Below are 11,260 nucleotides of genomic sequence, written 5' to 3' on the forward strand. Positions count from 1 at the left end.
TACCTGATGCGCGCTCTCAGCGAAAAGCAACTGTCGCTGACGCCGACGGTGGTGAAGCACTTCGATCAGTGCCTCGGCTGCATGGGCTGCATGACAGCCTGCCCCTCGGGCGTGAAGTACGACGCGCTGATCGAGGAGACTCGCTTCGAGATCGAGCGCAGCTACCAGCGGCCGTGGGCACACCGCAGGGGGCGCGCCGGGGGGGGGTGGCGCGGGCGGCGCCGCACCTCGGGACCCCTGCACGGGATCGGCCGCGGGCGAGACCGCGTGAGCCGCCCGGGCGCGTCAGCCGGCCTGCGCCGATGACGGACGCCCGCGTCGGCACCGACGCGAAGGACACCCCCGCCGCCGGGTCGAGCACCGAGTCGGCGGCGGCGCTCGGCCGGTACCGCACCGGCCTGCGCAAGCAGCGGCTCGTGTACTTCTCCGTCGTCGGGGCCATCGTGGTGGCCCTCGTCGTCACGGTGGCCGTGGCCTGGTCGCGCGGCGAGGTGGCCAACACGACCCTGCACACCGTCGGCAAGGCCCCGTCGAACCTCGCCATCGCGACGCCCACCGCCGGTGCGCAACGCGCATGGAGCACCCCCGACCGGGCCGCGCTGGGCAACCCGCGCGACGGCGGCACGGTCGTCGTCTGGGGTCGACACACCGTGCGCGGCGTCGACGCCCGCACCGGACGTCAGACCTGGTCGTACTCCCGTTCGAACCGCACGGTCTGCGCGGCCCTGCAGAGCGCCGGGACCACCGTTGCCGTGTACCGGGTCAAGGGCAACTGCGACGAACTGACGGCGCTGTCCTCGGGCACCGGCAACCGGCAGTGGACCCGCACCCTCGACCAGGACGGGCAGCCGATCAACGGCACCCCGTCGTTCCAGATGCTGTCCTACACGATGCTCGTCACCACCTCGTCGTTCGTGTACGCGATCGACCCCGGCTCGGGCATCAACCGCTGGACGTACGGCCGCTTCGGCTGCACGATCCACAGCGCCGTGCTCGGCAGCGCCGGAGCCCTGATCAGCCAGACCTGCACCGACCCGCGCTGCGGCGCGTTGAAGTTCTGCGGGCGCGGGCCCCAGCTGCTGCTGCGCAACGGCACCGACGGGGTCGACGACAAGACGAAGAACCCCACGAACTACGACAAGATCCTCTGGAACCGGATCGGGATCACCGACGTGCCGGTGTCGGCCGACGGCGTGGTCTCGGCCCTGAACCCGTCCAGCGGCTCCCTCGACTTGTTCACCGCCGACAAGGGCCGCCTGAACGGCGCGGTCACCCTGTCGCCGCGGCCCGGCACGACCGGCGCGATCACGTCGGCGTCCGCCGCCGGCCCCGAGATCGCCACGGTCCGCGGCGTGGCCGCCGTCGTGAACGGCAGCGCCGGGCGGGCGGTCTGGTCCCGCTCCGTCACCGCACCCCTGACCGCGGTGCCGAGCGTCGACTCGGCCGACCTCACGCTGTCCGACGCCGTCGTCACCGTGCCCACCTCGACCGGCGCCGCCGTCCTCGAGGGCCTGACCGGGCGCACAGTGCACCGCATCACGCTGTCGCCGCGCCCGGCGTCCGGGTCGTCGATCTACCCGCTCGGCAGCGGCCAGCTCGTCGTCGGACCGTCCGGCACCGCGGCCTACCGGTGACCGTCCTCGACACCGGCGACGCGCAGCCGACAACCCTCGAGGTGGCGTCGGGGCCGGTCGCCGCGCTCACCGCGGGGGCGCCCGGCGCACCGCCCGTGCTGCTGCTGCCCGGCTACACCGGCAGCAAGGAGGACTTCGCCCCTCTCCTCGGGCCGCTGGGCCGGGCCGGGATGCGGGCCGTCGCCGTCGACCTGCCGGGGCAGTACCAGTCACCCGGCCCCGACGACCCCGCCGCCTACACACCCGACCGGCTCGCTCCGACCGTGCTGGCGGTCGCGGACCTGCTCGGCCCGGACGTCCGGCTGCTCGGCCACTCCTTCGGCGGCCTGGTCGCCCGGGCCGCGGTGATCGCCGCGCCGTCCGCTTTCGACTCGCTGGTGCTGCTGTCGTCGGGCCCGGCTGCGTTGGGCGGGCAGCGGCGGCAACGCATCGAGCAGCTGGAACCGCTGCTGGCCGCGGCGGGCCTGCCCGGTGTCTACGCGGCCATGCAGGCCGCCGAGGCGGCCGACCCGGACGCCGTGACCCCGCCCGCAGACCTCGCCGCCTTCTTGCGGCGGCGCTTCCTCGCCGGCTCGCCGACCATGCTGCAGGGTATGGGCCAGGCGATCCGGAGCGAGCCCGACCGCGTCGAGCAGCTGGCGGCCGCCGGCCTTCCCGTCCTCGTCGTGCACGGCGCCGACGACGACGCGTGGCTGCCCGACGCACAGCACGACATGGCCCGGCGCCTGGGCGCGCGGTACGCGGTGGTGCCCGGCGCGGCCCATTCCGCCGCGGTCGAGAACCCCGAGGCCCTGCTGCCCGTCCTGCTCGACTTCTGGCGCTGAGCCGCCGGTTCGGTCGCGATCAGTCGGCGACGTCCGGCTGATCGTGCAGGATCCGCTCGCGGAGGGGCTGGAACTGGAACCAGCCGGCGTTCTCGGTGCCGACCTGCCCGTGGGTCACGGTGGCCTCCTCGTCGCCGATCTGCCGCGGCTCGGACCCGAGCCCGGCCGCCGCGGAGTACGCCATCAGCTGGCTCTGCGCCGTCCGCTCGAGGGTCAGGAACCACCACGCCGCGCTGTCGACGGTGTGCCCGACGGTGAGCATGCCGTGGTTGCGCAGGATGACAGCCTTGTTCGACCCGAGCGCGACGCCGATCCGACGCCCCTCCTCGGGGTCGAGCACCACGCCGGTGAAGTTGTCGTACACGCCGACGTCGCCGTAGAAGGCGCAGGAGTCCTGGGTCAGCGGCTCGATGCCCGTCTCGAGCGCCGACAGCGTCTTGCCGTACGGGCCGTGCGCGTGCGCCGCGGCGATGACGTCGGGACGCGCCGCGTGCACGGCGGTGTGGATCGCGACCGCGGCCTGGTTGACGGCGCGCTCTCCCTCGACCACCTCGCCCTCGGCGTCGACCCGCACCAGGTCACGGCTGCGGACCATCGCGAAGTGCAGGCCGAACGGATTGACCCAGAACGTCTCCGGGAACTCCGGGTCGCGCACGGTGACGTGCCCGGCGACGCCCTCGTCCAGGCCGGCCCGGGAGAACATCCGGAACGCGACGGCCAGGGTGGTCTTGCGGTGAGCGCGTTCGGCCTCCACCGAGTCGAACTGCGGCGGGCGGGGCACGTACAAGGTGCGCGGCAGGGTGTCGGTCATCTGCCCAGTGTCACCCCGACCGGGCTCGGTGCCCAGACCCGGGCCGCGGCCGGCGGGTGGGTCAGCCGACAGGCGGTGCCGTCAACAGCTCCTCGGCGCGCAGCAGGTCGGCGGTGAGGTCGCGGTCGACGGTGGACCGGTCGAGCACCTCGCAGCGGGCCAGCCAGTCGGTGAGCGCCGGTGGGTGCAGGTCGCGCGACCGGACGCAGCGCACCGCGGCCACCAGCTCCCCGGCGAGCACGCTGCGGTAGATCGCGACGGCGTCCAAGGCCTGCCGTGCGCCGAGCGAGGCGAAGCTGGCGTCCTCCTCGACACCGTGCGAGAGCGTCACGGTCTGCAGGCTGGCCGGGGTGGCCAGGGCCCGGAGCGACGACAGCGCCGAGGCGACGACGTACTCGACGGTCATCACCCCGGACGCGCCCGGTCGCCCGTCGCCGAGGAAGGCCGGCAGGCCCGTGATGTCCGGGTCGCACAGCAGCGACAGGCGCGCGAGCGAGAGCTGCGCCGCCTGGGCCAGGGCCAGCCGCACCGCGTCGAGCGCCTGGGCCAGGTAGGCGACGTGGAACCCGCCGTGGTGGGCGACCTCCTGGTGCGGCAGGAAGATCGGGTTCTCACTCGGGGCGCTGGCCAGCTTCTCGACGACGCGGTCCAGGACGTCGAGCGCGTCGAGCAGCGGCCCGTGCACCTGCGGCAGGGCACGCAGGGCGAACGGGTCCTGGATGCGCGCCGCGGGAGCGTCGAGGTCGACGAGTTCGCGCAAGGTGCGGCAGACGAGCTGCGCCCCGGGGAACGGGGTGACCTCCTCGACGCCCACGCTGTAGGCCTCGGCGTTGCCGCCGGCCCCGGTAAATGTGGTCGCCGCGATCAGCAGGGCCTCGTGGGCGAGGTCGCGCAACGCGATGCTGGCCAGCGCGGCGTCGGCGATGGTGGCCGCGTTACTCGACAGCAGCGGCAGCGCGTCGCCGATGCCGACCGGTACCGGGGCGGGCAGCGGCCGCGACGCGGGCACCTCACCCAGCATGGCGAGCGCCGTGGTGGCCAGCGCCGCGAGGTCACCGGTGCCGACGCCGCCCAGCTCGCGCAGCGGGGGCAGGGCGTCGGTCCGGATCATGGTCGCAAGCCCGTCGATGACGACCGGGTCGACCCCGCTGCCGCCGGCCGCGAGCTGGTTGAGCCGGATCACGAGCGTGGCTCGCACCCGCTCCGGCGACCGCAACGGGCCGAGCGAGGACGCGTGGCTGCGCAGCAGGGCCAGGGCCGGATCGAGCCCGCCTGCCGGGCCTCGCTCGAGCGGGACGAGGCGGTTGCCGCCGACGCCGGTCGAGCGGCCGTACACCGGCCGGCGCGCGGCGGCCTGGTCGGCGTAGGCGCGCGCGGCGACCGCACGGGCCATCGATGTCACGTGCACCGGCTCCGCGCCCTGGGCGACGCGGCCGATGTCGGCCACCGTCAGCGAGGATCCGTCGAGCTCGAGCACCCCGCGACGGTAGCCGACGGCGTCCGCCTGCCCCGAGAAGAGAGTCAGCCCCGCGGGGCGTAGATGAGCTTCTGGTTGACGAACTCGTCGATGCCCAGCGTGCCGAGCTCGCGGCCGACGCCGGAACGCTTGGTGCCGCCGAACGGCAGGTCCGGCAGGCTGCCCTGCATGCTGTTGATCCACACCATGCCGGTGTCGAGCCGGTCCGCGACGTCGGCGGCTAGCTCGGCGTCGGAACCGAACACCGCGCCACCGAGGCCGAAGGGCGAGTCGTTGGCGAGCGTCACGGCCTCGTCGACGTCGGCCACCCGGTAGACGACGGCGGCGGGGCCGAACAGCTCCTCGCGGTAGGCGCGCATCTCGGGGGTGACGTCGGTCAGCACGGTGGGCTCGACGTAGGCGCCGGGACGGTCGGGCCGCTTGCCGCCGGCCTTGACGGTGGCGCCGTGCGACACCGCGTCCTCGATCTGCTCCATCAGCGTCACCGCGGCCTGCTCGGACGACAGCGGCCCGTACTGGGTCGAGGGGTCGCTCGGGTCGCCCGGCTGCATCGCGCCGAGGGCGGCGCTGAACTTCTCGACGAACTCGTCGTAGACGGGGTCGAGCACGATGAAGCGCTTCGCGCCGTTGCAGGCCTGGCCGGTGTTCTGCATGCGGCCGGCCACCCCGGCCTTGACGGTGCGGTCGAGGTTCTCACCGTCGAGCACGATGAACGCGTCGGAGCCGCCGAGCTCGAGGATGACCTTCTTGAGGTTGCGGCCCGCGGTCTCCGCGACCGCGGTGCCCGCCCGCTCGCTGCCGGTGACCGAGGCGCCGGCGATGCGGTCGTCGGCGATCATGTCGGCGATCTGCTCGTTCGAGGCGAAGACGTTGACGTAGGCATCGGCCGGCACGCCGGCGTCGTGCAGCAGGGTCTCGATCGCGAGCGCCGACTCGGGGCACTGCGGGGCGTGCTTGAGCACGATGGTGTTGCCCAGCAACAGGTTGGGAGCGGCCAGACGGGCGACCTGGTAGTACGGGAAGTTCCACGGCATGACCCCGAGCACGGCGCCGATCGGCTCCTTGCGCACCGACGCCCGACCACCGGCCTGCGGGCTCAGCGGCGTCTCCTCGAGCATGCCGGGACCCTGCTCGGCGTAGTAGCCGAAGATCGCGCTCGCCAGACCGATCTCGCCCGCGGCCTCCTTGGTGCGCTTGCCCATCTCGCGGGTGATGATCGCGGCCAGGTCGTCGGAGCGCTCGGCGAACAGCTCGCCGACCCGCCTGAGGATCGCGGCGCGCTCGCCTACCGAGGTGCGGCGCCAGGACGTGTACCCGGCGGCGGCGCGGGCGAGCACGTCCTGGATCTCGGCGTCGGTGGCGGTGGCGTACTCGGCCACGGTCTCGTTGGTGGCCGGGTCGGTCACCTTGTACATCGCCTGTGTGCTCGTCGCCTGCGTCATCGTCGTCGCGTCCCTTCGCCGTCTGTGGTCACTCCGTGCCTACCCAATCACCCCGGCCGCGCCGCCCCCGGCCGGGTCGGCCAGGCCGGACCACGGCTCGCGCTCGGCCGACGTCGACCGGCCCTCGGGGCAGGCGGCCCGGAAGTCGCACCACGAACAACCCGGGCCCGGCGCGGCCGGGAACACGTCGTCGGCGTCGGCCCCGGCAGCGAGGGTGTCCGTGGCCGCCACAATGTCCTGTGCGGTGTGCTCGGCGCGCTCGAGATGGCGTTCGAGCGAGGCGTCGGTGTGTTCGAACGCCGCGACGGTGCCGGTGGGCAGGTGATGCAGCTCGACCCGCCGGCAGTCGCGGCGCAGGGTGCGGCGCACGCCCAGGACGTAGAGGGCGAGCGCCTGCGAGCCGCGGGCGTCGTCGGCGTCGAGGGGCCGGCGCCCGGTCTTGTAGTCGACGACGACCAGCTCGTCGCCGCGCTCGTCGATGCGGTCGACGCGACCGGACACGGCCAGCTTCGCGGTGCGGGTGGCCACGGTGCGCTCGACCCCGATCGGCTCGGCGGCCGGGTCGACGGCGCTCGTGGCCCGGTCGGACAGGTAGTCGCGCACCCAGCCGGCGGTGGCGGCGCAGGCCGCGTTGGACTGCACGTCGTCGCGGAACCCGTGCGGCTGCCAGTTGCGCTCGACCAGCGACGCACCCTCGTCGGGCGTGCGGTGGGCACGGGGCAACGACCACCACTGGTGCAGCGCCAGGTGCGCGACGGCGCCCACCGTGTTGTGCGCCCACGGCGCGCCCCGCGGCGGGGTCGGCCGGTCGAGGTAGGTGAACCGGTAACGGCGGGGGCAGTCGAAGGCGGCCAGGCGCGACGGGGTGCAGGAGAACAGCCGCGTGGGCATGTCGGCGAGCGTCAGCTGTTCCGAGGACGCGAGCTGCTCCGAGGACATGCGGCGACGGTAACCGCCCCCACCGACAGTCACGGGCCGACGGGCGTGCGGGCGGCGGGCCGCTCGAGCAGCTGCGCGTACACGTCCGGGTCGGTCAGGCACATGCCGATCGGGGTCGGCTTGTTCGTCCCGTGGTAGTCCGACGACCCGGTGCCCAGCAGGCCCAGACCTCGGGCCACGTCACGGGCGTGGGCGCGGTCGTCGGCGTCGTGGTCGGGGTGGTCCACCTCGAGCCCGATCAGGCCCGCCTCGGTCATGGCCGCGATGACTTCGTCGCCGACGACCGGCCCGCGCCGCCGCGCGAAGGGGTGCGCGAACACGGGGAGCCCGCCGGCCGCCCGCACCAGCGCGAGGGCCTCGAACACGTCGGTGTCGGGTTTGCGGACGTAGTACGGCTGCCGCGAGGACAGCAGGTCCCGGAACGCCGTCGACACGTCGGGCACGACGCCGCTGTCGACCAGCGCGCGGCCGATGTGCGGTCGCCCCACCGAGCCGTCGGCGGCCAGCGTCTCGACCTGCTCCCAGGACACCGGGTAGCCGGCGGCGGCCAGGTTGTCGACCATCTGCCGGCCCCGGGCGACCCGACCGGCCCGCAGCCGCGTCCATTCGGCCTGCAGGGCGACGTCGTCCGGGTCGAGCAGGTAGGCGAGCAGATGCAGCCCGACCCGCCGGCCGTCGTCGCCGTGGTGCACACACGAGAACTCGACACCGGGCACGACGGTCAGCCCGTCCGGCCGCGCGGCCAACGCGTCGTCCCACCCGCGGGTGGAATCGTGGTCGGTGATCGCCACGACGTCGAGGCCGGCCGCCGCGGCGACGCGGACGAGGCCGGCCGGTGAGTCGGTGCCGTCCGAGGCGGTGCTGTGGGTGTGCAGGTCGATTCGCATGCCGAACTCGACCCTACGGGCACCCGATCAGTAGTCGTCCGGCACCGGCGGCAGCGGCTCGGTGACGTAGTCGGGCGGCAGCTCGTCCGGGTCCGGGGTGTCGGCCTCGCCGAAGACCGTGTTGCGCATGGCCAGGTAGAACGGGTTGGCCTTGGCGACCCGAAGCAGGTGCCGGGTTCCCGGGTGCTGACCCGGCGCCTCGAGCTCGATGCTCGCGTAGTCCAGCCACGTGCCGGGCCAGCTCTCCAGGAACTGCGCCCCGGAGATCCGGTCGACGCGCAGCCAGGCCTCGTGCCGGGTCACGGTGGGGATGCCGTCCATCCGCACGATGCGCTTGCCGGTCAGGTAGATGCGTTCGTTGCGCCAGAGCAGGTAGCGCCACCCCATCAGGCCGACGACCATCACCACCAGCGGGACGAGCCAGGGATAGGGCCAGATCAGGCTCAGGACGAGCAGCACGACGAAGGTGAGCAGGGTCCAGCGGTGGACGCGACGGAAGAGCACGACCCAGTGCTGCCGCGTCGTGGCCCGGACGGGCAGTTCGGAGGCCAGGAACTGCGGCATGTCAGGCCGGTCTCACAGGTTGTTGACGAAGTCGCCGAGGCTGTGCGCGATGCTCTTCGTGTGGCCCCATCCCGAATGCACGAGATGGGCGGAGTGGCTCGGGTAGGCCACGACGAAAGCGATGACCAGGATGACGACCAGCGCGATGACAACCTTCTGCACGGCCGCCTCCTCACCGCTCAGGGCGCACCCGGGCGGCGCACCTCGTCACGTTCCTACCGCACGCGGCGCCGCACGCCGGGATGCCGCGCCGCGGGGCGAGCGGAGGTGACCTGAGCGTGGTGGAACGGCGGGACGCGACCGCCCCACCGGCCGGCACGGCATCCAGGCAACCGTGCGCCGGCGGAGTGGTATTCGACGGTGCCGGACGGCTGCTGCTGGTGCGCCGCGGACAGCCGCCCGAAGAGGGCTCGTGGTCGGTGCCAGGGGGCCGCTGCCGTCCCGGCGAGACCCCGCAACGCGCCTGCGTGCGCGAGCTGGGCGAGGAGACCGGCCTGCGCGTCGCCGTCGTCCGGCACGCCGGGCGCGTCGAGCGTGCCGCGCCGGACGGCGGCGTCTACGTCATCGACGACTTCGTGTGCGAGGTGGTGGGCGGGTCGCTGCAGGCCGGGGACGACGCGGCCGACGTGCGCTGGGTCGACCGCGCGGGCCTCGACGCGGTGCCGCTCGCCCGCGGGTTGTTCGACTGCCTGGGTGAGTGGGGACTGCTGCCGCGCTGAGTCCTCGACGCGCGCGCGGCTACTTCTCCCGGCGCACCGGCTCGGGCCGGCCGGGCTGCTCACCGCCGCGCGCGTCGATGTACTCCCGGGTCGGCACCATGACCTTGCGCCGGAAGATGCAGACCACGGTGCCGTCCTGGTTGTAGCCGATCGTCTCGACGTACACCACGCCGCGGTCGGACTTCGACTTCGACGGCGTCTTGTCCAGCACCGTCGTCTCGCCGTAGATGGTGTCGCCGTGGAAGGTCGGGGCGACGTGGCGCAACGACTCGACCTCGAGGTTGGCGATGGCCTTGCCGCTGACGTCGGCCACCGACATGCCCAGCAGCAGCGAGTAGACGTAGTTGCCGACCACGACGTTCTTGCCGAAGTCGGTCGTCTTCTCCGCGTAGTTGACGTCGAGGTGCAGCGGGTGGTGGTTCATGGTGATGAGGCAGAACAGGTGGTCGTCGTACTCGGTGACCGTCTTGCCGGGCCAGTGCTTGTAGACCGCGCCGACCTCGAACTCCTCGTAGTACCGACCGAACTGCACGATGCTCTCCCTCTGCCTGCGACGTCCCGGTGACGACCTGCCGTGAAAGCGGACAGTGTGTCAGCCCGGGGTGGCCGCCGCGTCAGTCGAGGGCCACGGAGTGACGCAGGAGATCCAGCAGGTCGGCGTCGGCCTCGCGCCAGCGCTCGCGCAGCGCCTCGCTGCCGCGCACCCGGCACCAACCCAGCTCGTTGGACGTCGCCGGCACGGCCTGCAGGATGGTGACGGTTCCGGCATCCGTCCCGACGTCGTCCAGGGCCGACGGGGTGATCACGACGCCGACCTCGGCCGACCCCGCGACGAGCGGTTCGCCGAGTTCGACGCTCATGCCGTCGACGTAGACCACGCCCTCGACGGCCGGGGCGGCCGCGAGAACGGCGAGCCGCCGCCAGACGTCGGCGTGGTCGTCGCCGGGGTCGCGCACGTGCAGCATCAACTCGGCGCGCGGACCGTCGGCGTTCACGATCTCGGCCGACGCGCCGGTCATCGGGTGCCGGGACATGCCGAGGGTGACGAAGGCCCGCTCGCCGGGGATGGGCTCGAAGCGCAGCACCTCGATCGGGTCGACGCCGACGAAGGACACGGACGCCCGCGCCGGACGGTGCCCGAAGTGCTCGACGACGGCGGCCTCGACGGCGGCGAGAACGTCCTGCACCACCACGACGCTAGCCGACGGTCCGCTACCGGAACGACGCCGCGACCGCCGTCTCGACCTGGGCGTAGGACGCGCCGGCGTGCAGCAGGAGCATGCCGATGCCGTCGAGGGCGTCGGACAGCCCACGGGCGTGCCGGTCGAAGTCGGCGTACAGCGCGGTGAACTGCCCGGCCGCGGCGCCGGACCAGTCGGCGCCGAACAGCGGCGACAGCTGGGCGCGCAGCTGCTGGTGCTCGCCCCGCACCTCGGCGGAGGCGCGCTGCGTGCTGTGCCCGAGGGCCTCGAGCTGGGCGGGGGCGACTTTGAGACTGGTCACGGGAACTCCTGCGGACGGGAAGGGTGGACGAGAACGGGCGGTGACGTTAGGGCCGGCCACCGACACCCCGCCGTCCCCGCGGCGCCGCATGTGGATCGCGGGACGTTCGTCGCCCGCTTGTCCACAGCCGGACGGCGACGCGCGCCCGGGTGTCGGAGCGACGCCCCAGGATCGCTCGCGTGCTCATCGATCTCACCGTGCGGAACCACCACGACGACCACGACCTGCGCCTGGACGCGCCCGCACCCACGCCGTTCGGTGCCGTACGCACCGCGCTCCTCCGGGCGTGCGGCCTGCCCGAGGACTGCCGGCTCTATCTGGACGACACCGAGCTCCAGGACGCGATGCTGCTGGCCGAGACGGGGCTGCGCACCGGCGCCGTTCTGCGCACCGCGGCAGTACCGGCGGCGTGCGGCCCGGCCTACTCGCTGCGGGTGACGGGCGGGCCGGCGGCCGGGGC

Annotated in this window: 15 protein-coding genes; 5 read left to right on the forward strand and 10 right to left on the reverse strand. The window is 73.4% G+C overall.

The annotated features are described in order from the left end of the window. From ACFFCA_RS19160 to ACFFCA_RS19170, 3 genes are all read left to right on the forward strand, one after another. Nucleotides 1-306 (forward strand): 4Fe-4S dicluster domain-containing protein (locus ACFFCA_RS19160; protein WP_375487772.1); only part of this gene is annotated, 306 nt, incomplete at its 5' end. Continuing rightward, on the forward strand, nt 303-1,634 hold the full coding sequence (locus tag ACFFCA_RS19165; RefSeq protein ID WP_375487774.1) for a PQQ-binding-like beta-propeller repeat protein: 1,332 nt from the start codon (nt 303-305) through the stop codon (nt 1,632-1,634). The genes ACFFCA_RS19160 and ACFFCA_RS19165, both read left to right, overlap by 4 nt. Next, nucleotides 1,631-2,458, forward strand: coding sequence for an alpha/beta fold hydrolase (locus ACFFCA_RS19170; RefSeq protein ID WP_375487776.1), 828 nt, complete (start codon nt 1,631-1,633; stop codon nt 2,456-2,458). The genes ACFFCA_RS19165 and ACFFCA_RS19170 overlap by 4 nt, the downstream gene beginning before the upstream one ends. A gap of 19 nt (nt 2,459-2,477) precedes the next feature. Here ACFFCA_RS19170 and ACFFCA_RS19175 read toward each other — a convergent pair whose 3' ends face one another. The 7 genes from ACFFCA_RS19175 to ACFFCA_RS19205 form a co-directional block, all read right to left on the reverse strand. Further along, nucleotides 2,478-3,269: a class II aldolase/adducin family protein gene (locus tag ACFFCA_RS19175; protein WP_375487778.1), complete on the reverse strand. Its 792-nt coding sequence runs from the start codon at nt 3,267-3,269 to the stop codon at nt 2,478-2,480. A gap of 61 nt (nt 3,270-3,330) precedes the next feature. After that, nucleotides 3,331-4,746 (reverse strand): aromatic amino acid lyase, encoded by a 1,416-nt coding sequence (locus ACFFCA_RS19180; RefSeq protein ID WP_375487780.1) that lies wholly within the window; start codon nt 4,744-4,746, stop codon nt 3,331-3,333. A 44-nt stretch (nt 4,747-4,790) separates the two neighbouring features. Then, complete coding sequence (locus tag ACFFCA_RS19185) at nt 4,791-6,188, reverse strand: NAD-dependent succinate-semialdehyde dehydrogenase (RefSeq protein ID WP_375487782.1); 1,398 nt, start codon at nt 6,186-6,188, stop codon at nt 4,791-4,793. Nucleotides 6,189-6,227: 39 nt separating this feature from the next. After that, the gene (locus ACFFCA_RS19190; RefSeq protein ID WP_375487784.1) at nt 6,228-7,127 is read right to left on the reverse strand and encodes a RecB family exonuclease; all 900 of its coding nucleotides are present in this window, start codon (nt 7,125-7,127) and stop codon (nt 6,228-6,230) included. Between the two features lie 29 nt (nt 7,128-7,156). Beyond that, nucleotides 7,157-8,014: a PHP domain-containing protein gene (locus tag ACFFCA_RS19195; protein ID WP_375487786.1), complete on the reverse strand. Its 858-nt coding sequence runs from the start codon at nt 8,012-8,014 to the stop codon at nt 7,157-7,159. A gap of 27 nt (nt 8,015-8,041) precedes the next feature. Then, on the reverse strand, nt 8,042-8,578 hold the full coding sequence (locus ACFFCA_RS19200) for a hypothetical protein (protein WP_375487788.1): 537 nt from the start codon (nt 8,576-8,578) through the stop codon (nt 8,042-8,044). A gap of 12 nt (nt 8,579-8,590) precedes the next feature. Further along, complete coding sequence (locus ACFFCA_RS19205; RefSeq protein WP_375487790.1) at nt 8,591-8,740, reverse strand: hypothetical protein; 150 nt, start codon at nt 8,738-8,740, stop codon at nt 8,591-8,593. An 80-nt stretch (nt 8,741-8,820) separates the two neighbouring features. On the opposite strand from ACFFCA_RS19205, the gene ACFFCA_RS19210 reads away from it, so the two are divergent. After that, nucleotides 8,821-9,297, forward strand: coding sequence for an NUDIX hydrolase (locus ACFFCA_RS19210; RefSeq protein WP_375487792.1), 477 nt, complete (start codon nt 8,821-8,823; stop codon nt 9,295-9,297). A 19-nt stretch (nt 9,298-9,316) separates the two neighbouring features. On the opposite strand, the gene ACFFCA_RS19215 is transcribed toward ACFFCA_RS19210, so the two are convergent. The 3 genes from ACFFCA_RS19215 to ACFFCA_RS19225 all read right to left on the reverse strand — a co-directional run bounded on the left by ACFFCA_RS19215 (nt 9,317) and on the right by ACFFCA_RS19225 (nt 10,800). After that, complete coding sequence (locus ACFFCA_RS19215) at nt 9,317-9,829, reverse strand: MaoC family dehydratase (RefSeq protein WP_375487794.1); 513 nt, start codon at nt 9,827-9,829, stop codon at nt 9,317-9,319. An 82-nt stretch (nt 9,830-9,911) separates the two neighbouring features. Further along, the gene (locus ACFFCA_RS19220; protein WP_375487796.1) at nt 9,912-10,484 is read right to left on the reverse strand and encodes a suppressor of fused domain protein; all 573 of its coding nucleotides are present in this window, start codon (nt 10,482-10,484) and stop codon (nt 9,912-9,914) included. Nucleotides 10,485-10,509: 25 nt separating this feature from the next. Continuing rightward, nucleotides 10,510-10,800, reverse strand: a complete 291-nt coding sequence (locus ACFFCA_RS19225) for a WXG100 family type VII secretion target (protein WP_375487798.1) — start codon at nt 10,798-10,800, stop codon at nt 10,510-10,512. A 179-nt stretch (nt 10,801-10,979) separates the two neighbouring features. Here ACFFCA_RS19225 and ACFFCA_RS19230 point away from each other — a divergent pair. Further along, nucleotides 10,980-11,260: hypothetical protein (locus ACFFCA_RS19230; protein ID WP_375487800.1), on the forward strand; the 281-nt coding region annotated here is incomplete at its 3' end.

This window comes from uncultured Jatrophihabitans sp., from assembly GCF_964252635.1.
In the GTDB taxonomy this organism is placed as follows: domain Bacteria; phylum Actinomycetota; class Actinomycetes; order Mycobacteriales; family Jatrophihabitantaceae; genus Jatrophihabitans.